The sequence below is a fragment of the Rahnella sp. R3(2024) genome, assembly GCF_042920125.1.
Classification (GTDB): Bacteria; Pseudomonadota; Gammaproteobacteria; order Enterobacterales; family Enterobacteriaceae; genus Rahnella; species Rahnella rivi.
In genome coordinates this window covers 1,954,024-1,978,980 of the sequence record NZ_JBHGBU010000001.1, presented here as the reverse complement: position 1 = coordinate 1,978,980, position 24,957 = coordinate 1,954,024, and the positions used below count along the sequence as shown (strand labels likewise).

Annotated in this window: 20 protein-coding genes; 9 read left to right on the top strand and 11 right to left on the bottom strand. The window is 54.1% G+C overall.

Features of this window, described 5'->3' with window-relative positions:
- Nucleotides 1–32 precede the first annotated feature (32 nt).
- From bcsB to ABSH60_RS08960, 4 genes are read right to left on the bottom strand one after another with little or no spacing between them, the layout of a single operon-like run.
- Nucleotides 33–2,543: a cellulose biosynthesis cyclic di-GMP-binding regulatory protein BcsB gene (gene bcsB / locus ABSH60_RS08975; RefSeq protein ID WP_390973625.1), complete on the bottom strand. Its 2,511-nt coding sequence runs from the start codon at nucleotides 2,541–2,543 to the stop codon at nucleotides 33–35.
- On the bottom strand, nucleotides 2,540–4,639 hold the full coding sequence (gene bcsA, locus ABSH60_RS08970) for a UDP-forming cellulose synthase catalytic subunit (protein WP_056775720.1): 2,100 nt from the start codon (nucleotides 4,637–4,639) through the stop codon (nucleotides 2,540–2,542). The genes bcsB and bcsA overlap by 4 nt, the downstream gene beginning before the upstream one ends.
- A 29-nt stretch (nucleotides 4,640–4,668) precedes the next feature.
- Nucleotides 4,669–5,472 (bottom strand): cellulose biosynthesis protein BcsQ, encoded by an 804-nt coding sequence (bcsQ, locus tag ABSH60_RS08965; protein ID WP_056775717.1) that lies wholly within the window; start codon nucleotides 5,470–5,472, stop codon nucleotides 4,669–4,671.
- Nucleotides 5,463–6,245 (bottom strand): hypothetical protein, encoded by a 783-nt coding sequence (locus tag ABSH60_RS08960; protein ID WP_390973623.1) that lies wholly within the window; start codon nucleotides 6,243–6,245, stop codon nucleotides 5,463–5,465. Before ABSH60_RS08960 ends, bcsQ begins: the two co-directional genes overlap by 10 nt.
- Before the next feature lie 581 nt (nucleotides 6,246–6,826).
- Between ABSH60_RS08960 and hmsP the strand changes: the two genes are divergently transcribed.
- The 3 genes from hmsP (at nucleotide 6,827) to ABSH60_RS08945 (ending at nucleotide 12,159) form a co-directional block, all read left to right on the top strand.
- The gene (hmsP, locus tag ABSH60_RS08955) at nucleotides 6,827–8,809 is read left to right on the top strand and encodes a biofilm formation regulator HmsP (protein WP_390973621.1); all 1,983 of its coding nucleotides are present in this window, start codon (nucleotides 6,827–6,829) and stop codon (nucleotides 8,807–8,809) included.
- Between the two features lie 224 nt (nucleotides 8,810–9,033).
- Entirely contained in the window at nucleotides 9,034–10,326 is a 1,293-nt protein-coding gene (locus ABSH60_RS08950) for a dicarboxylate/amino acid:cation symporter (RefSeq protein ID WP_136375768.1), read from the top strand.
- A gap of 327 nt (nucleotides 10,327–10,653) precedes the next feature.
- Nucleotides 10,654–12,159, top strand: coding sequence for a pitrilysin family protein (locus tag ABSH60_RS08945; RefSeq protein WP_136375767.1), 1,506 nt, complete (start codon nucleotides 10,654–10,656; stop codon nucleotides 12,157–12,159).
- 234 nt (nucleotides 12,160–12,393) lie between these two features.
- Here the strand turns inward: ABSH60_RS08945 and ABSH60_RS08940 are convergent, their stop codons facing one another.
- Together ABSH60_RS08940 and ABSH60_RS08935 are read right to left on the bottom strand one after the other, a co-directional pair.
- Nucleotides 12,394–13,332 (bottom strand): sugar kinase, encoded by a 939-nt coding sequence (locus ABSH60_RS08940; RefSeq protein ID WP_136375766.1) that lies wholly within the window; start codon nucleotides 13,330–13,332, stop codon nucleotides 12,394–12,396.
- 204 nt (nucleotides 13,333–13,536) lie between these two features.
- On the bottom strand, nucleotides 13,537–13,773 hold the full coding sequence (locus ABSH60_RS08935) for a 4-oxalocrotonate tautomerase family protein (RefSeq protein ID WP_305775608.1): 237 nt from the start codon (nucleotides 13,771–13,773) through the stop codon (nucleotides 13,537–13,539).
- Nucleotides 13,774–14,025: 252 nt separating this feature from the next.
- Here ABSH60_RS08935 and pdeH point away from each other — a divergent pair, with 252 nt between their 5' ends.
- The 3 genes from pdeH (at nucleotide 14,026) to ABSH60_RS08920 (ending at nucleotide 17,188) form a co-directional block, all read left to right on the top strand.
- A complete protein-coding gene (gene pdeH, locus ABSH60_RS08930; RefSeq protein WP_056775700.1) occupies nucleotides 14,026–14,802 on the top strand; it encodes a cyclic-guanylate-specific phosphodiesterase in 777 nt (258 codons plus the stop codon).
- Nucleotides 14,803–15,014: 212 nt separating this feature from the next.
- Nucleotides 15,015–17,069, top strand: a complete 2,055-nt coding sequence (locus ABSH60_RS08925; protein ID WP_390973618.1) for an AsmA family protein — start codon at nucleotides 15,015–15,017, stop codon at nucleotides 17,067–17,069.
- Nucleotides 17,066–17,188, top strand: a complete 123-nt coding sequence (locus tag ABSH60_RS08920) for a hypothetical protein (protein WP_390973616.1) — start codon at nucleotides 17,066–17,068, stop codon at nucleotides 17,186–17,188. Before ABSH60_RS08925 ends, ABSH60_RS08920 begins: the two co-directional genes overlap by 4 nt.
- Before the next feature lies 1 nt (nucleotide 17,189).
- Here ABSH60_RS08920 and ABSH60_RS08915 read toward each other — a convergent pair whose 3' ends face one another.
- The 4 genes from ABSH60_RS08915 to ABSH60_RS08900 form a co-directional block, all read right to left on the bottom strand.
- On the bottom strand, nucleotides 17,190–17,957 hold the full coding sequence (locus ABSH60_RS08915) for a CDP-diacylglycerol diphosphatase (protein ID WP_056775696.1): 768 nt from the start codon (nucleotides 17,955–17,957) through the stop codon (nucleotides 17,190–17,192).
- Nucleotides 17,958–18,016: 59 nt separating this feature from the next.
- Nucleotides 18,017–19,339: an MFS transporter gene (locus tag ABSH60_RS08910; protein WP_056775693.1), complete on the bottom strand. Its 1,323-nt coding sequence runs from the start codon at nucleotides 19,337–19,339 to the stop codon at nucleotides 18,017–18,019.
- A 287-nt stretch (nucleotides 19,340–19,626) separates the two neighbouring features.
- The gene (gene yhjD, locus ABSH60_RS08905) at nucleotides 19,627–20,766 is read right to left on the bottom strand and encodes an inner membrane protein YhjD (RefSeq protein WP_056775691.1); all 1,140 of its coding nucleotides are present in this window, start codon (nucleotides 20,764–20,766) and stop codon (nucleotides 19,627–19,629) included.
- A gap of 84 nt (nucleotides 20,767–20,850) precedes the next feature.
- A complete protein-coding gene (locus ABSH60_RS08900) occupies nucleotides 20,851–21,750 on the bottom strand; it encodes a LysR substrate-binding domain-containing protein (RefSeq protein WP_390973613.1) in 900 nt (299 codons plus the stop codon).
- Between the two features lie 126 nt (nucleotides 21,751–21,876).
- Between ABSH60_RS08900 and ABSH60_RS08895 the strand changes: the two genes are divergently transcribed.
- Nucleotides 21,877–22,635: an SDR family NAD(P)-dependent oxidoreductase gene (locus tag ABSH60_RS08895; RefSeq protein ID WP_122097222.1), complete on the top strand. Its 759-nt coding sequence runs from the start codon at nucleotides 21,877–21,879 to the stop codon at nucleotides 22,633–22,635.
- A 21-nt stretch (nucleotides 22,636–22,656) separates the two neighbouring features.
- On the opposite strand, the gene ABSH60_RS08890 is transcribed toward ABSH60_RS08895, so the two are convergent.
- The gene (locus ABSH60_RS08890) at nucleotides 22,657–23,403 is read right to left on the bottom strand and encodes a flagellar brake protein (RefSeq protein WP_056777153.1); all 747 of its coding nucleotides are present in this window, start codon (nucleotides 23,401–23,403) and stop codon (nucleotides 22,657–22,659) included.
- A 364-nt stretch (nucleotides 23,404–23,767) separates the two neighbouring features.
- On the opposite strand from ABSH60_RS08890, the gene ABSH60_RS08885 reads away from it, so the two are divergent.
- Together ABSH60_RS08885 and ABSH60_RS08880 are read left to right on the top strand one after the other, a co-directional pair.
- Nucleotides 23,768–24,346 carry a cytochrome b/b6 domain-containing protein gene (locus ABSH60_RS08885; RefSeq protein WP_390973610.1) on the top strand — a complete coding sequence of 193 codons (579 nt, stop codon included), beginning with the start codon at nucleotides 23,768–23,770 and terminating at the stop codon, nucleotides 24,344–24,346.
- Nucleotides 24,347–24,377: 31 nt separating this feature from the next.
- Complete coding sequence (locus tag ABSH60_RS08880) at nucleotides 24,378–24,920, top strand: M48 family metallopeptidase (protein ID WP_056775682.1); 543 nt, start codon at nucleotides 24,378–24,380, stop codon at nucleotides 24,918–24,920.
- Nucleotides 24,921–24,957 lie beyond the last annotated feature (37 nt).

Sequence of the window (24,957 nt, the reverse complement as noted above, 5' to 3'; positions counted from 1 at the left end):
CTTTATTGTTCTTTTTCTTCGTTCGAGGCTTTTCATTTTTGACCCAGACGTTTGGCCGCGTGCCCGCGCAGAACGACGAACAGGCTCAGGCCCACCACCAGCGAAACCAGCGTGGCAATCAGCGACAGGATCACGATGTGCGTGCTGGCGTACCAGAGCACCATCATGTACCACGGCATTTGTCCGGTCGGGAATTGCTGGCCGACCGAGAAGCTGCGGATGCCGTTTTCATCGGTGATGATCGCCAGATCGCCACGCACGTTGGCGTTGATTTGTGGCGATTTGAGATCGTTGTGAATTTTCAGCAGCTGCTGATCGTCAGTCCCCGTGGCGACCACCACGACGTGATCGTTTGACCAGCGGGAGCGGAAGCTGACAAAGCCGCGCCATGCGCCGGTTGACGACAGATAACGGTCGGCATCCACCGGCTGGCGATACCAGTCGCCGGTCAGCCAGGCCACCATGCGCTGCACCTGCGTCGGTGTTTTCACGCCCATCGAGTTCGCATTGACGCCAAAGGGGGAATCGGCCAGCAGCTGCTGCGTGAAGGCGGCGTCGCCCAGCGTCGTGACAGCCAGAATATCGCGGTCAAACAGCGGGTTTCCCTGTTCATCACCCGACAGGCCAAAGGCAACCTGCACATGGCTCACCGGCACGCCGGTGGCTTTCCCTGCGCGCGCGGCGAGGTTCAGCAAGGTGTGAATTTCATCAGCGCTCGGTTGCGGTGGCAGCAACATCAGCGTGTCCGAGAAATCAGCCAGTTTGGAATACGGATAAGAAGCCCCCACGAAATACGACAGGTTCGGCAACTGTGCGAAATGGTAACTTCCGCTCAGGTCGATGAAGGATTTCGGATCGATGCGGCTCTTGATGTTGTCGCTGGTCAGAATGCTGCACGGCGCGTCTTTTTTCGGTTTGATGTCGAAATAGAACTGCAACTGGTTGTCGCCGTAAATCAGGTACGGCGCGAGCTGCATGGTGTAGCGTTCCTGACGACTGTCACCGCCGAGGCGACGCCAGAGGTTTTCCACCAGACCGACTTTGTTGACGGTCAGGCTGCGCAGGAAATTGCTGTTGATGGACACATTGAGCCGTGAGGTGTCTTCATCGATCCAGTTTTCGGTCGGGAAGCGGTAATCAATGCGCACCGGAATGTTGTGTCCGTCCCACATGAACAGATCCGGCGCAGCGCGAAACGCAACCTGAATACCATCGTGATAAATGCCGTTAGAAATCAGTGAATCCGGATCTTTACCCGCCAGTTCGCCCAGCGTGACCGGGCGCGAGGTGTCTATCCAGCGTGGCGCATCGTAAGGTTTGCTCGACGGAATAGTTTGCTGCGCGACGTCCAGATGATCGGTGTTGTTCGGCATACCGCCGCTTATCAGACGGTAAGCCGCCTGGCGCAGCTGATTATCATCATTGCCCAGCACCAGCAGCAGTTTGTAGACCGGATTGATCGGGTTATCGATGATTTGAATCGATGCACCACTGCTGGAGGGCAGGGTGAGCGAACCGATTTTGTCCCCTGGTTTGCCAAACAGAATGCCGTTCTGATCGGGCAAATCGTTCAGGATCACCGGGAAATCCACGTCGCGATAATCGGATAACATGCCGAGATACGAAGACACCATCGCCGCTGCGCTGACATCTCCCGGTTTCATCGCCGAGGAGAAGCCCATGGTGATTTTAGACTCCTGCATTTGCAGGCTGTCGAAGAACGGGCGCGGGAAATTCCCCAGATTGCGGCCAATGTTCAGCTGCTGACCTTCCAGACCAATGCTGGTGGTAGGCAAAATCGTGACCCAATATTTGTCCGACTGATCTTTCTCGCAGGTCATGGTGTTGCTGTCATGCACGCGAAAGCTCAGGTTATTGCTCGATACCACCATCGCTGACGGGATATCCAGTTCGTAGACATCGCCGCCGTTACTGCTCTGGTTGAGCGGCAGATTGCCCAGCGGCTGGCCGTTGAGCATCAGCTCCAGCGTGGTATCGCGGGCGATAAGCGCAGGAGAAATTTTCAGTGCCAGCGAAAGATGGGCGTTGGTCACCACCTCATCCGCAGGCAGGGTGAAGAGAATACCTGACTGTAACTGGCCGCCGCTGAGGGTCAGGCCGTTTGGCTGGCCCATTTCGGCGACGGTCACGTTGCTGGTGATCGGCTGAACCAGCGGGATCACCGGGGCAGGCGCGGCGGCAGGATCGGCAGCCGGAGCCGCAGCATTTGCCGACTCGCTGTTGTTGACCGGCGTGGTGTCGGTCTGGGGCGCATATTCTGAGGGCACCGGCTGAGCCACTGGCGGCGTGGCGGTGTCTGCGGGTGCCGTTTGTTCGGGCATCACCGGCGCCGGGGGCAGCCACGAAGGGGCGGCGGGCAAACTGGTTGCCGGATCAACCGCCGCAGCGGGGGCATCTTCAGCATGGGTAAACGGCAGGCTGCTGAAGGTCAGCAGCAGGCCGGTGGTGATTTTTCTGAAAAGGGACGTGCCAGGCACCGCAGACAAACGGCGTTTACTCATCGGTTTACGAGGTCGGTTCATGCTGCTTCACTCTTGCTGGTGGTTTCAGCGGGTGTATTTTTGCCGCGGCGTTCTTTCCAGGTGTTGTAGAACAATTCAAATACGCAGCGGATGATGCTGAGCAGCGATTTGAACGGGTTGTCTGGCGGGTATTCTTCACCAATCCAGGCATCCGCACGGCAGAGAACCACACGCACCAGTTCGCGGCGTTTAGACAGCGGCAGGTTTTCAAATTGCAGACGAATGCGCTCTTTGTTGCCGCTGATCTGCGTGACCGGGAAACTCTCCGCGCCAGATGAAAGCTGAATTTCCACTTCTTCAATTTCTTCTTCCAGATAACGCACATCCGGCGTCACCAGCTGCACGCCACCCATCGACATATCAATGGTGGTGGTGCGCAGAGAAATGCCATTGGCGTAATGAATGATGGCCGGGATCGCCACATCAATACGGATGGTTTTACGCACCTGACGGGTTTCTTTCGCGACGGCAATCGCCGCCAGCAGGATCAGGACGCTGAAACTGCCCCACGCCACGTTCAGGGCGATAACGTTCGGATCGATGGCAAAGTAGTTGTGGAACACCGCGCGCACCAGCCCGTAACCGATGCCGATAATCATCAGAATGGCGACAATCAGGTGAGGTTTGACGATGTTGAAGTCAAAGAAGCCGACGTCCAGTAACCCGCCTTTGTCGGTGACGTTAAACTTGCCGCGTTTTGGCGCAAACATGGTCACCAGCGTTGGCAGGATCAGGTGGAACGCCATCACGGTTTCGTAAATTTCACCCCAGAAGGTATAGCGGAAACGGCCATTCATGCGGGAGTTGATGTACAGCGACATCACCAGATGCGGCAGCGCATAAGCAAAAATCAGGCTGGCGGACGAGGAAATGATGTTCAGGTTGAACAGCAGGAACGCCAGCGGCGCGGTCAGGAACACCACGCGCGGCAGGCCAAACTGGAAGTGCAGCATGGCGTTCAGGTAGCACAGACGCTGCTGCCATTTCAGACCACGGCCAAACAACGGGTTATCGACGCGGAAAATCTGCGTCATACCGCGCGCCCAGCGGGTACGCTGAATGACGTGCAGGCCGAGGCGCTCTGTTGCCAGACCCGCTGCCAGCGGGATATCCAGAAACGCGGTGTTCCAGCCACGACGCTGCATTTTCAACGCCGAGTGCGCATCTTCGGTGACGGTTTCCACCGCAAAGCCGCCGACTTCTTCCAGCGCCACGCGGCGGATCACGGCACAGGAACCGCAGAAGAACGTCGCGTTCCAGTTATCGTTACCTTGCTGAACCGGGCCGTAGAACAGCGCACCTTCGTTTGGCATGGTGCGCCCAGCGGACAGGTTACGTTCGAACGGATCCGGTGAATAGAAGTAGTGCGGCGTCTGGATCAGGGCCAGACGCGGGTCTTTCAGGAAGCTGCCGACGGTGGCCTGTAAAAAGGCGCGGGTCGCAACGTGGTCGCAATCGAATACGCAAATCAGCTCGCCCTTGGTGAGTTTCATTGCGTGATTCAGGTTACCGGCTTTTGCATGGGCGTTATTGTCGCGGGTGATATATCCCACGCCTGCATCGGCGGAGAACACTGCAAATTCGTCGCGCTTGCCGTCATCAAGTACGTATATTTTGATTTTGTCTTTTGGATAATCGATGCACTGTGCCGCCAGAACGGTATCACGCACCACGTCCAGACTTTCGTTATACGAGGGAATATACACATCCACCGTTGGCCACAATGTGGTGTCATCCGGCAAAGGTTCGATGGTGCGTTTCAGCGGCCAGGTGGTTTGCAGATAACCCAGTAACAAAATAAGCCAGACATACAGCTCGGCGAGGAATAAGCCGATGCCTAAAATAGCTTCAATGGTGGAATTGAAATGCAGTGTTTCTGTGGCGCGCCAGTAAATATATCGCGTGGACATCATGACTGACATGATGACCATGACCACACTTATCCGGCGGCTTTTACTGATGCCCAGTAAAAATAAAAGACCAATACTGATCAGCCCGAAGATGTACTGCTTCTGGCTGTCCATTGGCGTGATGACGATAACTGCTGCCACCGGCAGCAGCAGAAGCACAAGCAGGGAAAACAGGAATTTATTCATCGCTTTGGGATCGCTGTTATCAGTGACAGTTAATAACTGCCGGTTTTAGGCGCGGCGTGTAATTCACCATCACCGACTTTAATCCCTAAAATGGCGGCGACTTTTTTGCTGATCAGTTCAATATCAAACGCGGACGCTGATACCGGACTGAAATCAATAATAGATCGCTGAGAGGCATTCGCCTCCGGCACACATTCATCCCTGTGTATTGTGCCTAATAATCTTTCATTTAAACGCTGTTCGAAAAATTGCGTGACATCGCGACTTAATGTCCGGCGGGTGTCACTTTGGTTAACAACGTAATATTCCCCTTTCTTATTATTCAGCGGGGTGCCTATTAATTTGTTCTTTTCCATTAATGGCAGTAAAGACAATGACGCCGTATCTGCCAGCATGACCACAACATGTAAATCAGCAATGCTCTGCACGGCTTTTAATGCCGGGCTCGGGCCGGGAGGGAAATCCGCAATAATAATTAACCCGGGATAATTCAGGACGGTATTTAATCCGCGCGGTAAAAAATGCGGATCGCTGGCTAACTGATGTTCAAACTCCAGCCTCTGATCTTCGCTCACTTCGCCATAGGGCAGCACAAACGTGTTCGACCCGGCTTTGAGAATAAACTGGCTCCAGTCGGATTCATTGCCTGACCCGGCGACAAAACCGCGGGTATCTGAAATAGGCACACCAAAATGGAGGCGCAGGGCATTCTGCACATCAAAATCGATGACCAGTACTTTGCTGCCGCTGCGGGCAAGCGAATAGGCCAGGTTGGAGGCCACCGTGGTTTTTCCAACCCCACCTTTCGGTGAACAAACGCAAACTAACGGCATGAGGCAATCATCTCTAACAAAGGTTGAAGCGGTGTGTCGCGATGCAGATAAGCGCCGGCAGGCTGAGGCGCCCGCTGTTTAAACATCTGTTTAAAACGCTGATCGGTATCGGCAGACGTCGCAGATGCGGGCACCACGTGCGCGGGTGCCGGGCTCTGTAATGGGGTTGAACGGATCACCGGTGCAGGCTGATACACCGGCGCTGCAGGTGCGGGCGCTGCGCTGGCCGGGGGCGCGGGTGGCTGACGCGGCGCTTGCGGCATGGCTTTGCGCAGGGAGTCGAGCAAACCTGAACCGTTGTCCGGTATCACAGACTGCGCGTGCAGGGCCGGCGTCGAATGAACCGGGGGAGAATGCGGAGCCTGTGCTGGCGCGGGTGCCGGATGTTCAGGCACGGGCGGCAGAGTTTCACGCAGGGCATCGAGCAAACCAAAGCCCGCCGCCGGAGGATGGACTTCTGAAGACATGGGGCCGGCGTGTTCAGGCGCAGCGGTATCAGTCTGCGGCTGCGAATGCTGGGCTTGCAGCGCTTCCTGCGCCGACTGTGGCGAGAATTCATCAGCAGAAATGGACTGTGGCGTGGGCTGCGTCGAGCGCCCGTTATCTAAGGGGCCACCCGGCGTCTGGCTGGCAGAAACCTGCTTGATCAAGGTCCATTGATTCATCGAACCGGTAATTGATTCCCCGGTCGATTTATCATTTAGCTCTTTGTAATCAAGCTGTTTAAGGTTGGTCTTATCCATAAAACGCTTAATGTCGTCATATTTGTTCATATATCCCGCCCGGTAGGATTATATTTTTGTGGGAATTATCTGGACGTCAAAGCGGCCAAGCAAGAAACGCTGTCAACCAAGCGAGAACTGCTAATAAAGAGTGTAAAAGGTTTAATTTTTTTGAAGTTTTTTTTGAGGATAAGATTAATCTTAATATATCAGTTCTTGTACAGCATGGAGCACTTTTTACAAAAATTAGGAATAGCACCATAAAAAACAATACCCTTATAACTGGCTGTCACAAAAGGTTTTTTGTTTTTTTTATCTGATTTTTTATCTTATGTGAGAGTAAACGGTTGCATTTTGTGTGATGTGCAGCACAGAGATTGCATCAGGGACATTAAACTCAGAATTTTAATAACACCACTAATCATCGGGTTAATGCAGAGTGTCGGTTTTTCGTCAGTAAAATAACATAAAGTATTTCTGTGATAATTTCAGAGGTGCAAACACATTGTTTTTTATAGCCTAACGGCCCTGTTTTGCCTCGAAATAACACGATATAAGGTATACTGCGCTCTAATAGTGTTCCTGATAAGTAGAACGGAGCAAAACAGGTCGGCGGTTGATGGAGAACTAAGTTGCGGGTCAGGCGTTCATTAACAATCAAGCAGATGGCAGCCGTGTCGAGTGTGGCTGCGATAACTATTTGTATTTTCATCATTATCCAGTTGTTCCACTTTGTGCAACAACGGAGGGATGATTACGCCCAGCAGCTTGAAAATATCGCCCATTCTGTCCGCGAACCGCTGTCCCAGGCTGTGCTGGATGTTGATCTGGATGAAACGCAGGAGATCCTGAACACGCTGCAACCCGTCGGTATTCTCAGCCGTGCGGATGTGGTGATGCCCAATGAAATCGCAGCGCTGCACACCCATTTTCCGCCAGGCCGCCCGGTGCCGCAGTGGGTGTCCCGTGGATTCAATCTGCCCGTCACGATTTCCGTTCCTCTTTATTCCGCCGCGGCCAGCCCGAAAGACCCGAAACCCCTGGCGTACCTGGTCGTGCAGGCTGACTCCTACCGGATGTACCAGTTTATCGTCAGCGCGCTGTCCACCATGCTGACGACGTATCTGCTGCTGGCGCTGATCCTGACCATTTCCCTCAGCTGGATCATTAACCGGCTGATTGTCAAACCGGTACGCACTATCGCCCGCGAGCTGGAATCCCTGCCGGAAAGCGATGTGCCCTATCATCAGCTGACCATGCCTGCGCTTCATGAAGATGATGAAATCGGCATGCTGGTGCGCAGTTACAACCGCAATCAGCAGCACATACAAAAATTGCAGCAAGAGATCAGCGATGCGCAGCCTCCCGCACAAGACTGCATCAGTAATGAAGAGCAGTTTATGTCGCGGCTGCAACACCGGTTGCATTCCACCGAGCCGGAAAAAGGGTTTCATCTGTTAATGATAGGTATCGAAAGCCTGCGTGATGACGGCCACGTCGATTGCCCGCTGGTGAGATCCATCATTGACGCACTGCCCGAGCACTGCTTACTGGCGCGCCTGAGCTATAACGAATTTGCTTTGCTGGCCGGCGACATTGTCCGGCCATTTATGGCGATGCGTCTCGCCCGTCATATTATGGAGCGCATCAATGCACCGCAGGAAAGCGATGCCGGCAATATGTCTCTGCATCCGACGGGCAGTATCGGCATCGTTCAATATACCGGCGAGTTCCCGGCCACGGCGCAGCAGTTGATGGTCAATGCGCGGGCGGCACGGGTGTCGGCTTATCAGCAGGGTAAGAATCAAATTCTGTTCTTTGAGCCGGAGTTAACGGCAAAGATTCAGAAACGTTTGTTGCAGGAAAACGACATTCTGCACGCCATGGAGCAGAACGATTTCACGCTGTTTATCCAGCCGCAGGTGAATATGCGCACCCGCGCGGTGGTCGGTGCTGAAGCGCTGCTGCGCCGGAAAATGGCCGACGGCAGTTACGGGCTGGAAAGCGATTTCATTGTGCTTGCCGAAGAAATCGGCGTGATGAGCATGCTGGGCTACAAAATTCTTGAACTGGGCTGCGGCATTCTCGCTGACTGGCAGCGGCGGGGGATTAATTTGCCCCTGTCAGTGAATCTCTCCGGCGTTCAGGTGCAGCAACGCAATTTCCTGCCGGAACTGCGCAGTTTACTGAGCCGCTACAAAATCAATCCTGGACAGCTGGTGCTGGAAATCACCGAAACTGCACGTATCGACGACCTTGATCGCGCACTGCTGTTACTGGGCGAACTGCGCGCCGTAGGGGTGTCGATTGAACTGGATGATTTCGGCCTTGGCTATTCGGGCCTCGAATATCTTAACCGCCTGCGTTCGCTGCCTATTGATGTCATTAAAATCGACCGCAGCTTTGTCGGCGCGCTGCCGCAGGACGATGTGATGGTCAACATTGTGGCCTCGATCGCCCGCGCGATGAACATCCAGCTGGTGGCTGAAGGTGTCGAGAATGAAGCGCAACGCCAGTGGTTACTTGAGCAAAACATTCTGTTAGGTCAGGGGTATTTATTCTCCGCGCCACTGTCGAAAGACGCCTTCGAACTGAAATTCTGCCAGCCTGACTGACCCTTCTGAAGGCAGGAAACCCGTTCCTGTCTGTCATTTTATCTGCTTTTTTTACTTACTCTCCGTCGGCTGAATGCTTTCAGCTCTGGTTTTTCATGACCCGTCTTTTCCGGAGGAAACAATATATTTCCATGATGTTGTGATGGTGTTATTTTTCGGCAGTCGCTCATTATCTGTACCCCTACAAAACAAAGGGCGACACTCTCACATCAGGATGGCGATTCATGAAAAAATCTATCTTCAAAAGCCTTTATTTCCAGGTGCTTATGGCAATAACCCTGGGTGTCATGCTGGGTCATTTCTACCCTGACCTCGGCGCTCAAATGAAACCATTAGGTGATGGTTTTGTTAAGTTAATCAAGATGATCATCGCTCCGGTGATTTTCTGTACGGTAGTGACCGGCATCGCAGGCATGGAGAGCATGAAAGCGGTTGGCCGTACCGGTGCGATTGCACTGCTGTATTTCGAAATTGTCAGCACTCTGGCGCTGATTATCGGGCTGGTCATCGTGAATATCGTCCAGCCGGGCGCGGGGATGAACGTCGACCCTGCGGCTCTGGATGCCAAAGCGGTGGCAGTCTATGCCGAACAGGCACAAAGTCAGGGCATCATTCCTTTCCTGCTTGATGTGATCCCTTCCAGCGTGATTGGTGCGTTTGCCAGCGGGAATATCCTGCAGGTGCTGTTGTTTGCCGTGCTGTTTGGTTTTGCGCTGCACCGTCTGGGCCATAAAGGACAGCTGATTTTCAACGTAATCGACAGCTTCTCGCAGGTCATCTTCGGCATCATCAACATGATCATGCGCCTGGCTCCGCTGGGGGCTTTCGGTGCGATGGCGTTCACCATCGGTAAATACGGCGTGGGTTCTCTGGTGCAACTCGGCCAGCTGATCATCTGTTTCTACCTGACCTGCGTCTTGTTCGTGGTGGTGGTGCTCGGGCTTATCGCACGCTTCACCGGCTTTAGCATCTTCAAGTTTGTTAACTACATTAAAGAAGAGCTGCTGATCGTTCTGGGTACGTCATCTTCCGAGTCTGCGCTGCCGCGTATGCTGGATAAGATGGAGCGTCTGGGATGCAAGAAATCGGTGGTCGGGCTGGTGATCCCAACGGGGTATTCTTTCAACCTTGACGGCACCTCGATTTACCTGACCATGGCGGCAGTTTTCATCGCGCAGGCCACCAATACACATATGGATATCTGGCATCAGATTACCCTGATTGTGGTGCTGCTGTTGTCCTCCAAAGGGGCGGCGGGCGTGACCGGCAGTGGCTTCATCGTTCTGGCGGCAACCTTGTCGGCAGTCGGACATTTACCGGTTGCAGGTCTGGCGCTGATTTTAGGCATTGACCGCTTTATGTCGGAGGCGCGTGCGCTCACCAACCTGGTGGGTAATGGCGTGGCGACGATTGTGGTTGCGAAGTGGTGCGGACAGCTCGATGAAGGTCAGCTGAAAGCCACATTGAACGGTCAGAAGGGCCTGACGGAAGCGGAAAAGTCAGTTTCCGGTGCCTGATTGTTTCTGAATAATGGTGGATATGTGGGCATAAAACCCGCGTAAGCTTCCAAAAAAAGCATTTATTCGGCGTCATCTCCCCTAATATCCACCGGTTGCTTGATGTAACCGGTGGATTATCTTCATAATATGCCCCTCTTGTGCCGTCACCGGCGCTATTTCCGAGAATATTTTTGACGGATGCGCGACTTTGAGAAAAACCCGCGGTCTAACGAAGAGCTTTATTTTTTCGGGCTTTATTTTACGCATTCAGTTCCTGTGGGCCCGTCATCAGACACCGGCAGGACAGCACTCTGAAAATTGGATTGTCATTACGTAGGGGTTCACATGCAGGGCACCAAAATCCGTTTACTCATTGGTGGATTGCTGCTGGCAGCAGCCGCAAGTCATGTGCAGGCAGAAACATTACAACCCGACCCGGCCTGGCAGCAGGGCAAGTTAGAAAACGGGTTCACCTGGCAGCTTCTGACTACACCACAACGTCCGAGCGATCGTATTGAATTACGCCTGGTGGTTCGCACCGGGTCACTGGCAGAGTCAGCACAACAGTCTGGCTACACGCATTTCCTTCCTCGTCTGGCGTTAATGCATAGCGAAGGATTCAGCACGGCCCAACTCCAGTCTCTCTGGCAGCAGAGCATTAACCCGCAACGGCCATTGCCGCCGGCGGTCAGCTCGTACGATTTCACCATGTACAACCTGAGTCTTCCCAATAACCGCCCGGACCTGCTGAAAGACGCATTGAACTGGCTGGCGAACACTGCAGGGAAAGTCTCGGTGACACCCGAACTGGTGAGCGCCGCGCGTCAGGAGTCGCGGGATCCGGTGGGGTCGCTGCCGCAAAATACCCAGGACGCCTTCTGGCGCGCCCGCATCACCGGCTCCACTTTGGTCGGGCATAATCCGGATCAGTTGCCGACCAAACCCATCAACATAGACTCCCTCATCAAGTTTTATCATCAGTGGTACACGCCAGATGTGATGACATTATTCGTTGTCGGTAACGTGGATGGCCGCGGGCTCAGCGAACAAATTAACCGGACCTTCTCACCGCTCAAAGGCAGCCGCCAGACGCCGCAAACGTTGCCGACGCTGTCTGAAGTGACCATGAAATCCATGACATTGATGGACGACAATCTGACGCAAGATCGTTTGTCATTAATGTGGGACAGCGCGTGGCAGCCGATTCAGGACTCTCAGGCACTGGCGTCTTACTGGCGCAGTGATTTGGCGCGTGAAGCCTTGTTCTGGCATTTACAGGAAGCGCTGAAATCCTCTTTCGAGAATAAGAAAGACGCAGCCACACCGGGGCCGGGATTAGGTTTTGACTGTAACGTGCAGTTCCAGCGTGCGCAGTGCGCCATTCGTATTGAAGCACCGCAGGCCAAACTTGCGGAGTTGTTTAAACGTCTTTCCGATGAGTTGCTGGTGGTGCGTGATAAAGGCATCTCACAATCTGAATTCGATGCGCTGATTGCCCAGAAAAAAGATCAGCTGAGCAAGCTGTTCGCCACCTATGCCCGCACGGACACCGACGTACTGATGAGTCAGCGCCTGCGTTCACAGCAAAACGGGGTCGTAGACATCGCGCCGGAGCAATATCAGCAATTGCGTCAGGAATTCCTCTCAACGCTGACCTTACCGGTAATGAATCAGGAGCTTAAACAGCAACTGTCGCGTGAGCCGGCATTAGTCCTGGCACAGCCGAAAGGTGAACCGGAGGTCAATGCCGGGGAACTGAGGGCGATTTATGACAAGATTATGGCGCCAGCAGAAGCCAGCCCGGCGGGAGAGGCTGCCGTCACTGAGACACCGGTAGCAGCGGCGCAATAAGGGGTGTCCCTTATTGATCTTTTTACACATGATCGAGAATATTTCGGTTTCGCGTGCGGTGATGGTTTAACGCCCCGCGCCGAAACCCACCAAAGGAGGGAAGCGCTTTCCCTCCTTTGGATCCCTCCTCGCGTTATCGGTTTTGCCGCGACATGTTAAGTGCGCACAGCACTTAAAAAACCGACACTTTCACAGTCTTGCCGCCCGGTCCTCATTGCAGGTGAAAAACTGCCCTTATGCCCGCTCTGGCATAAACTCCATCGGAATGATCGCCCCGCGATGCTGAATCACGGTGCTTGCTGTTTCATGCCCGCGTACAGCGGCTTCCACTGCGCTTCCGCCGGTCAGGCGCACCGCCAGGTAGCCTGCGCTGAAGGAGTCACCGGCTGCCGTAGTATCCACCACTTTCTCTTTCGGTAATTTCACGGCGGGCACATCGTGCAGCTCGCCTTCCGCGCTGGACACGATGCAGCTGTCTGCACCGCGTTTCACCACCACTTCGCTGACGCCCAGTGCGTGCGTGCGGGCAATAACGTCTTCATAAGGTTTTTCACCCCACAACATGTCTTCATCATCGAGCGTCAGGAAGGCGATATCGGTGCAGGAAAGCATGGCGTTGTAGGCGGACTGCGTCTGTTCTTTACTGGCCCACAGACGCGGACGGTAGTTGTTGTCGAAAATGACCTTACCGCCGCGTGCACGGCAGGCTTTCAGCAGGGTCATCAGGCGGTCGCGGCTTGGGTCATTGAGGATCGCCAGGCTGATGCCGCTCAGATAGAGATAATCGAATTTCGCCAGTGCCTGACAAATCTCTTCAGACTGCGGGCTGTCCAGCCAGTAACGCGCTGCGGCGTCGTTGCGCCAGTAGTAGAAAGTGCGCTCGCCGGTGTCATCCGTCTCAATCACGTACAGGCCAGGCAGTTTGTTTTCCAGACGCTGGGTCAGATCGGTATGAACCCCTTCCTGCTGCCACGCCTGCAGCATCTCATTACTGAAACTGTCATTGCCCAGCGCCGTCACGTAATGCACGTTCAGCGCATCAGGAGACACCTGGCGGGCGATATACACAGACGTATTCAGCGTATCGCCACCAAAACCACGATGAAGGGCATCGCCTTTTTGTGACAATTCGATCATGCATTCGCCGATAACGGCAATGTTTTTACGAGTCATTTTACCTGGCCTATGTCTGAAGCATTAAAACGAAAGAGAAGAAAAGTCCGTCATTATTGCGCTCTAGTCTCTTCATAAGAATGCGGTCAGTCAATTAAATTAAAACGAGGTTTTATTTTTTACGAGGAAGATCGAAAAAAGGGATGTAAGCGATATGAAAGTGGAAGCCACGGGGCTTCCATCTGATGTCAGGGTAAAGACGTGTTATTTAGCTTCGTTACGCAGTTCGGTCACCGGACGCCCTCCCAGCCCCCAGTTATCCGTATCGATTTCATCGATGATCACCGTCGTTGTCGCCGGATTTTTCCCCAGCGTATCGACCAGCAACTGAGTCACGCCTGCGATCAGCGCTTTTTTCTGTTCGGCGGTCGCGCCATCGCGGGTGATTTTGATGTTTACGTAAGGCATTTTTTCTCTCCGTCTCGGGAAGGTGGGGTTAATGACGTGTTAAACGACCTCCAATGTAGAGCCTGCACAAAAGAACTTCCAGCGCGCAATGAGGGATTTACAGGCAAGAAGAAAGAGGGAAATGCGGAGTGATTAAAGTTTCTGCGCGCTGCGCCGATAGATATCTCTACAAAAGAAAGCCAGGAAATCGAACTACCTTGTCGGCACGTCATACATTGTAGTCGCGGAAGACATGTTGCCGCATGTCCCTGATTATCTGACTCTTATTCATGACGGCAGAAAAATATGATAACTAAGATGATGTTAGGGCTGATTACGCCTTCTTTTACCGCGCTTGAGCGCGTAAAAGCACAGTCATACTGGCGTCAATGTCAGAGAGTGTACCGTTTTCAGCCCATTTACCGTACAACTGGAAAATTACTGGGTATTGAATTGCTGACCGGCATTTTCCACCCGGCCGAGCCGCAGAAATTTATTTCGCCTGAGCATTACTTCGTCGCGATCGCCGTAGGCAAACGCCTGCAAATCGTGCAGGAGCAGCTCGATCTTTTGCAGCGCTGGCAGCGCTTGTTCATTGATAACGGCCTGCTGGCGTCCATTAACGTCGATGGTCAGGTGCTGGAGATGCTGCAATCGGAGTCCTCTTTGCGCGCGCAAATCAGTGCGATGCCATACGTCCGGTTTGAGCTGGTCGAAAGTGCTGAAAATGCGCTGAGTATTCCGCTGTCGCAAATCGAACAGTCCGATCGTCTGTGGCTGGATGATTTCGGTCAGGGCATCGCAAACTTCTCGTCTTTCACGACCTGGCATTACGAGTACATCAAAATCGCCCGCGACCTGTTTATTCTGCTGTGCCAGAGCGAAGAGGGCTCGCGACTCTTCTATACGCTGGTGACGCTGATGAACCGCTACAGCAAAGGCGTGATTATTGAAGGCGTGGAAACTGCCGCCGAGTGGGCGATGGTACGCCAGTCTGATGCGCTGGCGGCGCAGGGGTACTACCTGGCGCGTCCGGCCACTTTCGACGGGCTGGATAATCTGCCAATACATTTCGAAGAATAATGAATCACACCAAACTTTGTACAGGCAAGCCTCAAAATGCCGGACGGGTTGCAGTGGTGTGATACATTGTTATCGCCCTGATTTTATTTGATTTATGCCTTTCTCTTCCTTCCGCACCTCTCCGTTTCTTCTGCACCGTTTCAGGCAAGCTGAGGCGAATTCAACTATGTTTAAACTCTGGAATTCGTTAACTGTCTGAAAGGAACCCGTTTATGACGCGCACAGGTAAGGTGATCTCGTGGATTGCCGGTGTGATTATTATTCTGCTGATCGCCATCGTTATTTTCATCGCGATGTTTGACTGGAATCGCCTCAAACCTACGATCAATCAAAAAGTCAGCGCTGAGCTGAACCGTACGTTCGCGATCCGTGGCGATTTGGGTGTGGACTGGTCACGCCAGAAAGACGAGGCGGGCTGGCGTGCGTGGGTTCCGTGGCCGCACATCCATGCCGAAGACATTGTGCTGGGGAATCCGGCAGATGTGCAGGGCGGTGAGAAAGATGCGCAGATGGTGAAACTTACCCGCGTAGACGCCAGCATCGCGCCGCTGGCGTTACTGCATAAAGAAGTGCTGATCCCGAGGATTTGGCTGAAACAGCCGGATGCCTCGCTGCTGCGTTTAGCCAACGGCAAAAATAACTGGACGTTCAATCTTGCCAACAGTGATCAGAAAGACCCGGCACAGCCACCGTCAGCCTGGTCGTTTACCCTCAACGACATCGTCTTTGATCTCGGGCAGATTGATTACAAAGATGCCGTGATGAAAGCCGATTTTCGCGCAGTGATTGATCCGCTGGACAAACCATTGCCGTTCACCGAAGTTACCGGCGATAAAAAAGACGCACCGAAAAGCAAAACGCCGCCGTTCGTGTTTGGCTGGAAAGTGGACGGCAAATACAACGGTGAATCGCTCTCCGGCAGCGGGAAAATCGGCGGGATGCTGGCGCTGAAAGACGCAGATGCGTTGTTCCCGTTACAGGCAGACGTCCGCTCCGGGAATACCCGCGTGGCCGTCGCCGGGACATTGCAGGATCCGATGAACCTCGGCGGTCTGGATTTACGCCTGAAGTTCTCCGGCCAGACGCTGTCTGATTTGTATGGCCTGACCGGCGTGCTCTTACCGCAAACGCCGCCGTATTCCACTGATGGTCATTTATCGGCGACGTTGCACGATAAAAACGGCGCAATTTATCGTTATCAAAACTTTAACGGTGAAATTGGCGACAGCGACATCCACGGTTCCCTGACTTATCAGGCGAGTAAGCCGCGTCCGAAACTGACCGGCGAAGTGGTGTCTAAACAGCTGCGCTTTGCCGATCTGGCACCGCTTATCGGGGCCGATTCCAATAAAGAGAAAGCGAAACGCGGTGAGACGACGCGTCAGCCTTCTGACAAAGTGCTGCCGGTCGAGAAGTTCGATACCAAATCCTGGGGCGCGATGGATGCTGACGTGAAGTTCAGCGCAAAACGCATTGAACATGGCGAATCTCTGCCGCTCAGCGATTTGAGTACCCATCTGAAACTTAACAACAGCGTTATCCTGCTCGACCCTCTGCGCTTCGGTGTGGCGGGCGGTAATCTCAATTCCACCATCAGGCTGGAAGGGGATAAATCGCCGATGCGGGCGCGTGCGGATCTGCATGCCCGCCATCTGAAACTGAAACAGCTGCTGCCAAAAATGGAATCCATGGAACGCAGTCTGGGGGATCTGAACGGTGATGCGACGCTCACCGGTACCGGTAATTCCGTCGCCGCGCTGCTGGGCACCAGCAACGGTGATATGAAAATCCTGATAAATGACGGCGTAGTCAGCCGCAGCCTGATGGAACTGGCGGGGCTGAACGTGGGGAATTATCTGGTCGGGAAACTGTTCGGCGATGACGAAGTGGCTATTAACTGCGCTGCGGCCAACGTCAACATCAAAAACGGGCTGGTGACGCCACGTCTGTTCGTGTTCGACACTGAGAATGCGGTGATCACCATCACCGGCAGCACCAATATGGCAACCGAACGTCTGGATCTGACCATCGACCCGGAAAGTAAGGGCCTGCGCGTGCTGACCTTGCGTTCACCGTTGTACGTGCGCGGAACCTATAAAAATCCGGATGCCGGTGTCAAACCGGGGCCGCTGATTGCCCGTGGCGCAGCCGCCGTCGCTCTCGGGGCCGTCGTTGCCCCGGCGGCTGCTCTGCTGGCACTGATTTCCCCAAGCGACAGCGCAGAAAACCAGTGCGGCCCGATCTTGCAGCAAATGAAAGAGAAGTGATGTTAGTAAACGGGCGATATCAGCAACCCTGGCGCAGCCTGTTACGCTGCTGCCAGGTTGCCAGCGCAGGTTGCCGGAAATTATTGCGTTTCGGCATGTCTCCCGCGCTGTTTATCTGAATCACTGAGGCACAGGATCCAGCACCTTGCAGTCATGGTCCTGGATCTCCTCGGTGGAGGCGTTATTGAGTTTCAGTAAGTCACGTTCGCTTGCCAGCAGCAGGTAATCGCCGCCTTGCAGGCTGACCATCGCCATACCGAAATGCCCCATCTTTTTATCGGCGCCCGGCACGCCAGCGGCCAGAATGCGGAAAGCCCCTCGCTGATTCAGCTCAGAGGGGGTGACTTTGCGTGCCAGATAGGTGTGGCCGAGGAGTTGATCAGGCAGTGTCTGCCAGTCGTATCCGAGCTGCGCGCTGTCTTTAATCAGCGTGGCTTTGACCTGTGGCAGCAGACAGGAAATATGGATATGCAGCTGGTTCTGCGACCGTCCGTATTGTGAGTTGATCGCCAGTGAGACATTACTGTCGTCGATCGGTTTTCCGTATTTCTCCGCCATAAAATGCCGCGCACTCCAGGCCTGACTGAAGAAATTCGGCGTGGCCGGTTCCAGCAGTGCCGGGCTTTCCATGCCGGTGATCCGCGCACTGGGCATCAGTAAATACTGCAACGGGCCGTTCAAATCTTTCAGTACCACAAATCCCTGCTGTTCATCGACCTGCGCACAAGGCGCGGGTTTTCCGCTGCTGCGCTGATTAGGCACGCATTTCTGACTGATGATATTCCACAGAGCATTAGGATTTGAGGTGTGAGGCCAGAAGAACCAGAAAGCGGCGGCAATCACGATAAGCAGAAGCAGGGCAGGCAGAATCAATCGTCGTAAGCGCATAAGAAACCTTCGCAGAAGGCACCGTGCCGGGCGCATACCGGGCACGGTGTCCAGGTCAGTTACAGTGACTGATGGGCGGTTTCTTTGGACAGCAGCAGCGCAATTAACGTCAGCGTTGCCATAAAGGCCAGATAAACGCCCACATAGAACAACCCGTAATGGGTTGCCAGCCAGGTGGCGATGTACGGCGCAACGGACGCACCCAGTATCGAAGACACATTATAGGAGAAGGATGCGCCGGTATAGCGAACTTCCGTCGGGAACAGTTCCGGCAGCAAAGCCCCCATCGGGCCGAAAGTCAGGCCCATCACCATGAATCCGCACAGCAGGAACACCATCACCAGTGCCTGCGAGCCGGAACCCAGAATCGTCGGGAAGCTCAGCGCGAAAACAATCATCAGCAGCGTAATGCAAATCATGGTTTTGCGACGGCCAAATTTGTCAGCCAGTTGGCCGGCAATCGGCACCATCACGCCAAATCCGATCACCCCAAGCATCAGCATCAGCAGGAACTCATTACGCGGAATGCCCAACCCGACAGGTTTTGCGGCAGTGCCGTAACCGAGTGAATACACGGTCATGATGTAGAACAGCGTGTAAGTTGCCACCATGATGAAAGTGCCGAGGATCGTTGCTTTTTTGTATTGAGTGAACAGCGTGCCGATAGGCACTTTGACCTGTTTACCGGCTTTGGCGATTTTCGCAAACACCGGCGTTTCATGCAGCGAAACGCGAACGTACAGACCGACCAGTACCAGCACGGCGGAGAGCAGGAACGGCACGCGCCAGCCCCAGGAAATGAACTGTTCGTCAGTCAGCAGCCACGACAGCAGCAGGAACATGCCGTTAGCAAAGAAGAAGCCGATCGGCGCGCCGAGTTGCGGGAAAGAGCCGTAGAGCGCGCGTTTTTTCGGTGGCGCATTCTCGGTGGCGAGTAATGCCGCACCGCCCCATTCACCGCCCAGACCCAGACCCTGACCAAAGCGCGCCAGTGCCAGCAGCATCGGTGCGAACACGCCAATGGTGGCGTAAGTCGGCAGCAGGCCGATGACCACCGTGGACACGCCCATGGTCAGCAATGAGGCCACCAGCGTGACCTTACGGCCAACGCGGTCGCCGAAGTGACCAAACAGCGCAGAGCCGATCGGACGTGCAATAAAGGCGATGGCAAAAGTAGCGAGTGACTGTAGCGTGGCGGCCGTCGGGTCGCCCTGCGGGAAGAAGATATGCGGGAACACAATGACGGCGGCGGTCGCGTAGATGTAAAAGTCGAAAAATTCGATGGCCGTACCGATTAGCGATGCCACGATGACTTTGCCGCGGGAGTTCTGACTCACCAGGTGCGCGTCAGCTTCTAATTCTGGAGTGATAGTGGCTTGCATAAGTGTTTCTTATTTGTAATGAGTGAGAGGGAACTAATGTAAATAAATGTATAGCGAAAAGGCATCTTAAGCAGAGCGCGACGGCATTTCAACGCGGCAGGGCGCAGGGAAAAGGGCATTTCAGGCGGGATCGGGCGATTGTTTTATTAACATCCTGTTTCACCCTTCATAAGTTCGGGGAACAGATGAAATGCAGAGTAACTGACTGGAAAACGGCAAAATAAAAGTGCATGCCTCAGTCAGTTATTCTGGTTTTCAGGGTAACGCAGAGACTATTTCAGTGCTAATCACTGCTTTTGTACTTTGGTATCAGTATTAACGTCTGCGATATGTATTTCGTCTGGCACGATGACATGGTCAGGCGAGTATTCACTGTCGTTTACCGTTGTCCCTTTTGCTTTCTGCGCGGCTTTATCTTTGCGATCTGGCATGCGCGGATCGTCTTTGTACTGCGCAGTGGCAATCCATGCGGCGACAAACAGCGTCAGGCGGGCGAAGAAATAGAAGAACGCCATCAGGCCGATCACCGAACCAAAGGCGGCACCGGACGGCGAGGTCGCCAGGCGCGGCAGCGTCATGGTCATCACAAATTTGATCACCTCAAAACCGATCGCCGCCAGCAGCGTTCCGCGCAGCAGGGCTTTTTTACGCGGTTTATGACGCGGCAGCATCCAGAATATCCACAGGAACAACAGATAGTTGGCCGCAATGGAAATCACCAGCGCGATGCTGGTCATCACCGGCCTGAGCCACTCGATTCCGCCCAGCCCCAGCGCATCCACAATGGATTTTTGCGCCGAACCGGCAATGGAGGTCAGCGACAGGGTGATGATCAACGCCAGAACCAGACCAGTCAGCGAGACGAAGTCACGGAAATAGCGGCGGTAGATTTTCTCCTGATCCTGCGGGTTACGCTCCCAGACATCACGCGACTGTGCGCGGATCGCTTCACGTAAATTCCCCATCCAGCTGATGCCGGAATACAACGCAATCAGCAGCCCGGATAAACCCACCGCGGTACGTTGCTGAATCGCCGTGTTCACCGTACTTTTCAGCGTGGCCGCCAGATTAGGGTCGCTGATGCTGTTGACGATCTTATTGATAAGCTCCGCCAGCAAATCCGGGTTCGAGGCCAAAACAAAACCGACGGCGGCGAACGACACCATCAAAATCGGGATCAGCGACAGGAACGAGAAATAAGTGATCGCCGCACCAAACTGGCTGCCGAGGCGATCATTAAACCGCTCGGTGGTGCGCAGCAGATGCGCCACCCATCCCCAGGATTTGACGTGTTCCACCAGGTGCGAAAATCTGCCGATGTTTTTATCCACCGTGTGATTGCCGGTTTTGATGTTAATCAGCGGCGTCGCTTCTTCCTGCTCAGCCGCGGCGTTTTTTGAAAGGTCTTCTTTTGAAATGAGGGGCATTGATCCATGTTGTCCTTAAAAGTGCATCCAGCCCTAAGTATAGACACCTGAGCGGCTCAGGCGACGGGGCAGCGGTTTAACCGCTCAGGCAATGAACGTTTGGGATATTTCTGTCAGCCAGTCCATGAACACTTTCACCCGCCGCGACAGGTTAAGGCGGTGCGGATAGACCAGCGTGACCGGCATCGGCGGCGCGCAGTATTGCGGCAGGACACTGACCAGCTGGCCGTTTGCAAGCGCGTCACGTACGCCCATCAGCGGCACCTGAATGATGCCCAGACCCGCAAGACAGGCGGCGACGTAGGTTTCCGTGCTGTTGACCGTCACCGCGCCACCGCTCCTGATGGTTTTCAGCTGTTTGCCGTCCAGATACTCAAAGACATCACTGTGGCTGCCGAGCGTTTGCTGGTAATGCACCATCGCGTGATGGGCCAGCTGTTCAGGGTGCTCAGGCGTGCCGTAGCGTTGCAGATAGCCGGGGCTGGCGCAGTTAATCATGCTGAGAGCGCCGAGCGGGCGGGCAATCAGCCCGGAATCTTTCAGCGTGCCGGAGCGGATCACACAGTCAAACCCTTCGCGCACCACATCCACGCGGTGATCGGTGCTGCTCAGTTCGATTTCCAGCGCCGGGTAGCGGTTGAGAAATTCCGCCAGCCGTGGCAACACCAGATGCGTAGCCATGCCGACCGACATATCCACCCGCAGCCGCCCGCTGACGCTGGCCGGATTCGACTGAAACATCGATTCCAGCTCTTCCATATTGGCCAGCAGCTCTTTGCAGCGCTGATAAAACACCTGACCGTCTTGTGTCAGTTGTACGCGGCGCGTCGAGCGGTGCAGCAAGCGGGCAGACATCCGGGTTTCCAGTTGCTGCACCAGACGCGAGACACTGCCCTTCGGCAACCCCAGACTTTCGGCGGCGCGGGTAAAATTGCTCAGTTCGGCGACACGCACGAAAACCTGCATCGATTGTATTTTATCCACATTTTACCCAATTGTTGTTTGAAATGAGACAGTGAAACTCATTATGGGGCATTTATCACGCGCGCGTAATCCAATAGGCTGGATTTCATCCAATGCAGCAGTGACATAAACATGATGAGGTCTGGAATGAACCGTAAAATCGCGATAGTGACCGGTGCAAGCCGTGGTTTAGGCAAGAATGCCGTTGAAAAGCTGGCAAAAAAGGGCGTGGATATCATTTTGACTTACCACAGCCAGCAGGACGCCGCGCAGGCGGTAGTGAAATCGGTCGAGGCGCTGGGCGGCAAGGCTGTGGCGCTTAAGCTCGATGCCGGAGACAGCAGCAGCTTTGATGCGTTTGTTACCGGCGTCAGCCACCAGCTTCAGCAGATCTGGCAGCGCGATACCTTTGATTTTCTGGTGAACAATGCGGGCGTCGGGCTGCACGAGTCTTTCGCCAAAACCACCGAAGCGCAGTTCGATTTGATGATGAACATCCACCTGAAAGGGCCGTTTTTCCTGACACAAAAACTGTTGCCTCTGATGGCTGACGGAGGCCGTATTCTGAACGTATCCAGCGGGCTGGCGCGTTTTGCGCTGCCGGGCTCTTCCGCTTACGCCATCATGAAAGGCGCGGTGGAAGTGCTGACCCGTTATCAGGCAAAAGAACTTGGCGCGCGCGGTATTACCGTCAACGTGCTGGCACCCGGCGCGATTGAAACGGATTTCAGCGGCGGAATGGTTCGCGACAATCCTGAGGTCAATAAAATGGTGGCCGGTAACACTGCGCTGGGCCGCGCCGGATTGCCGGATGATATCGGGGATATGGTGGCGCTCATGCTCAGTGATGAGGCGGGCTGGATGACCGCCCAGCGGGTCGAAGCTTCAGGCGGTATGTTTATCTGATCCGACGTTTCTGGCCGGTATTTAATCGTGCTGGAAACGCTTCGCTTTTATATGCTGTTGTTTTTCCAGCTCGAAAATAGCCCGTTGCAGGTCGCGTTCCTGCGCGGGTGACAAACGCGGAAACTTAAAGCTCAGCCGCTGGGTGCTGACCGTTTCGCCTTTATTGCTCACCGATTTACGCGGCATCGAACCGATATACTGCAAATCCAGTTTAAAGGTGCCGAGTTCCGCCAGCTGGATCAGCGAATCTTTCAGCACTTCGCCCGAGGCAATTTCCGGCAGAGTGGTGCCATCAATCTCCAGCCCCAGACCGCCAAGGGAAATATCCCTGACCCGGTAAGCAAAGTCACTGGCATCGGCTAATTTACCGCTGCAACGGTAATCCGGCAGCCAGGGTACGCTCACGCGGAAATATTCACGGCGTTGAATGAAATAGAGAACCGGCGGAATATCACAGATAAACGTAGGCAGGCCGTCGTAGGTGACCTGACGCACTTTTCCGCAGGCGAATTCCACTTTGGCACCCGCAGGCTCAGCGACAAAACTCAGCGTGTCTGCGGCCATCGCCAGACCGTTTTCATAATCAGAACTGCCCAGATCGAATAAGAACTGATGACCGTCGGCATTCACGTCCAGTATTTTACTGATAAATTGCCCACGGGAATGGGTGACCATCACCAGCGTCTGGTTTTTTTTCAGATCCCGTAAAACGGACAATATTGCCAGCGTGTTACGCTTAGCAAACGACTCTTTGGGTACTTCGCTCACCTGCCACACCTCATAATTCATTAATCATAAATTGCTGGCGCAGCCTTTGACGTATAAAGCGCCCGTTACGGTTATCGGCTACCCGGAATAAATCTTTATTGTACTGACCCTGATATTTTGCGCGGTTCAATGTGAAATTTCGGCGTCAGGTCAGGGAATATCTGCCGCCCTGAATCTATATATAGGCGATTTTTCACCCACGTGAGTATCATTTTTTCCCGCTTCGGAATTTTATTACGCTGACTGTGGGCGGTCACGCCGGTCGCTCAGTTTCCAATCATTTGAAAATTTTTCTCTTTTCATCGAATAAAAAACCGTGCTCAGGTGTTTACCTTCATATCGAACACTGACGGGTACCGTTCTTATGCAAAATTCTTCTTCTGTTCTTCGCAGCCGTTACGACGGGCTGACCATCCTTCTGCACTGGCTGACGGCGCTGGCCGTGGTCTTTCTGTTTGCCAGCGCGCACATCTGGGAACTGCTGGAGCGCGGTACGCCACTGCGTAAAGGGCTGCAATCCGTGCATATCTCGGTAGGCATTCTGCTGGCGGCGATCATTGTCGGGCGTCTGCTGTGGCGGCTGTTCACCGTCAGCACGGGGCGCAGCAAACAGAAACCGATTGCCATGCCCACGCTGCTGAAAGCTGCTTCGCACCTGACCCATCTGGCGCTCTATTTACTGCTGGTGGCGCAGATCACCCTGGGCTTTTTATTCCGCTGGTCGCAGGCCGAGCCTTTCTATTTCTTCGGTTTATTTCCGATCCCGGATGTTTTCAATTTCGACAGCGTGATGACCAAAACTTTTGGCTCATTGCATAACAACGTGGCGTGGGCGCTGATTATTCTGGCTGGCGTGCATGCCCTGGCGGCACTTTTCCATCATTACGTTCTGCGCGACGGCATTCTGCGCCGCATGTTACCGGGCAGTGAAAGCCGCCCGTAAATCATCAATATGTACCTTACAGGACATCATCATGAAGACGAAAAAAACGGTTAACGCGCTGTCAGTGGCTTGCCTGGCCGCTAATTTGCTGCTGTTCGCGGGCGTTGCCCATGCGATGGGCGACGATTCCGACGCGAAAAAAACGCCGGACTGCCCGAAGGGGCAAATCTACGACAGCAAAACCAAAAGCTGTATGGTGGATAAAGGCAGCATGATTTCCGATCAGGATAAAACGCAGTACGCCTATCATCTGGCGAAAACAGGCCGTTATCAGGAAGCGCTGACCGTGCTGAATACGCTCAAAGATCAGAACACCAAAGAGGCGTGGAACTATCGCGGCTACGCCACCCGTAAACTCGGGCGCACCGATGAAGGCATCAGCTATTATCAGAAGTCGATCGCCATTGACGCCAATTACGCCAAAGTCCGGGAATATCTCGGCGAGGCTTATATGATTAAAGGGCGTCCCGATCTCGCCAAAGCCCAGCTCGCCACCATCAAAGGCTTATGCGGCACCGGTTGCGAAGAGTATCGTGATCTCAGCGCCGCCATTGACGGGCATCCTGAATCCTGAAAACGGGGAAACGATAAATCTCACCCACAGACTTACG

Coding starts and splice junctions, on each gene's coding strand:
- ABSH60_RS08940 (WP_136375766.1), bottom strand. CDS start 13,332: ATGACTCGTAAAAACATTGCCGTTATCGGCGAATGCATGATCGAATTG.
- ABSH60_RS08895 (WP_122097222.1), top strand. CDS start 21,877: ATGAACCGTAAAATCGCGATAGTGACCGGTGCAAGCCGTGGTTTAGGC.
- ABSH60_RS08880 (WP_056775682.1), top strand. CDS start 24,378: ATGAAGACGAAAAAAACGGTTAACGCGCTGTCAGTGGCTTGCCTGGCC.
- pdeH (WP_056775700.1), top strand. CDS start 14,026: ATGATAACTAAGATGATGTTAGGGCTGATTACGCCTTCTTTTACCGCG.
- ABSH60_RS08915 (WP_056775696.1), bottom strand. CDS start 17,957: ATGCGCTTACGACGATTGATTCTGCCTGCCCTGCTTCTGCTTATCGTG.
- ABSH60_RS08910 (WP_056775693.1), bottom strand. CDS start 19,339: ATGCAAGCCACTATCACTCCAGAATTAGAAGCTGACGCGCACCTGGTG.
- yhjD (WP_056775691.1), bottom strand. CDS start 20,766: ATGCCCCTCATTTCAAAAGAAGACCTTTCAAAAAACGCCGCGGCTGAG.
- bcsB (WP_390973625.1), bottom strand. CDS start 2,543: ATGAACCGACCTCGTAAACCGATGAGTAAACGCCGTTTGTCTGCGGTG.
- bcsA (WP_056775720.1), bottom strand. CDS start 4,639: ATGAATAAATTCCTGTTTTCCCTGCTTGTGCTTCTGCTGCTGCCGGTG.
- ABSH60_RS08885 (WP_390973610.1), top strand. CDS start 23,768: ATGCAAAATTCTTCTTCTGTTCTTCGCAGCCGTTACGACGGGCTGACC.
- ABSH60_RS08960 (WP_390973623.1), bottom strand. CDS start 6,245: ATGAACAAATATGACGACATTAAGCGTTTTATGGATAAGACCAACCTT.
- ABSH60_RS08945 (WP_136375767.1), top strand. CDS start 10,654: ATGCAGGGCACCAAAATCCGTTTACTCATTGGTGGATTGCTGCTGGCA.
- bcsQ (WP_056775717.1), bottom strand. CDS start 5,472: ATGCCGTTAGTTTGCGTTTGTTCACCGAAAGGTGGGGTTGGAAAAACC.
- ABSH60_RS08925 (WP_390973618.1), top strand. CDS start 15,015: ATGACGCGCACAGGTAAGGTGATCTCGTGGATTGCCGGTGTGATTATT.
- ABSH60_RS08950 (WP_136375768.1), top strand. CDS start 9,034: ATGAAAAAATCTATCTTCAAAAGCCTTTATTTCCAGGTGCTTATGGCA.